This window comes from Streptomyces sp. DH12 (assembly GCF_020873895.1).
Classification (GTDB): Bacteria; Actinomycetota; Actinomycetes; order Streptomycetales; family Streptomycetaceae; genus Streptomyces.
This window is the reverse complement of the sequence record NZ_JAHWGT010000173.1, coordinates 1-854: the sequence shown is the minus strand read 5'-3', so window position 1 is coordinate 854 and position 854 is coordinate 1. Positions and strand designations below refer to the sequence as shown.

Annotated in this window: 1 protein-coding gene; it reads right to left on the bottom strand. The window is 76.1% G+C overall.

Annotation, left to right across the window (positions count from 1 at the left end):
* Positions 1–854 (bottom strand): glycosyltransferase (locus LPA54_RS33300; RefSeq protein ID WP_228984463.1); only part of this gene is annotated, 854 nt, incomplete at both ends.

The window sequence follows — 854 nt, the reverse complement described above, 5'->3', positions numbered from 1 at the left end:
CGTACGCACTGCGCGACACCATGCGCCACAGGTCACCCAGCCGCGGATAGGGGCGCACGCTGTCCACGCCGTCCGCGAGCCCCAGCCAGACGCGCCCGCCGCTCCGCTTGACCGCGCGGGCCACGGCCACGTCGTCGATCACGGCGTGCCGTACGGCGTCCGGGATCCGCGCCCGCGCGGCGGCGTCGGCGCGCAGCAGCACACAGCCGCCGGCCGCCGCGGCCGTCCTCGAACCCGGCCGGGAGATCCGGCGGAACGGGTAGAGCTGCGCGAAGAAGTACACGAACGCCGGCACGACCAGCCGCTCCCACAGGCTCTCCACCCGCAGCCGCGCCATCTGCGACACGAGGTCGAAACCGCCGGTCCCGGCCGCCGCCACCAGCCGCCGCAGACTGCCCGGGGCGTGCGCGATGTCGGCGTCCGTCAGCAGCAGGTACTCCGGGTCCCGGGCGCGGGCCAGCTCCATGCCGTGCCGCACCGCCCACAGCTTGCCCGTCCACCCGGCCGGCGGCTCGCCGGGCGGGACCACGGTGAGCGGAAGCCCGCCCCGCCTCCGCGCCAGCTCCCGCGCGAGGTCCCCGGTGCCGTCCGTGCTGCCGTCGTCGACCAGGAAGACCTCCGCCCTGCCGGGATAGTCCTGGGCGAGCAGCGACGGCAGGCTCGCGGGCAGCACCGCCGCCTCGTCCCGCGCAGGGACCACCACGCACACGTCCGGCCACCCGTCCGGCTCGCGCGACGCCGGAAGCCGCACATCGGTGCGCCAGAACCACCCCTGGAACAGCAGCAGCCACAGCCACGCGGCGAGGGACACGGCGGCACTCCACACGACGGCGCTCACGTGCGCAGTCTGCCCC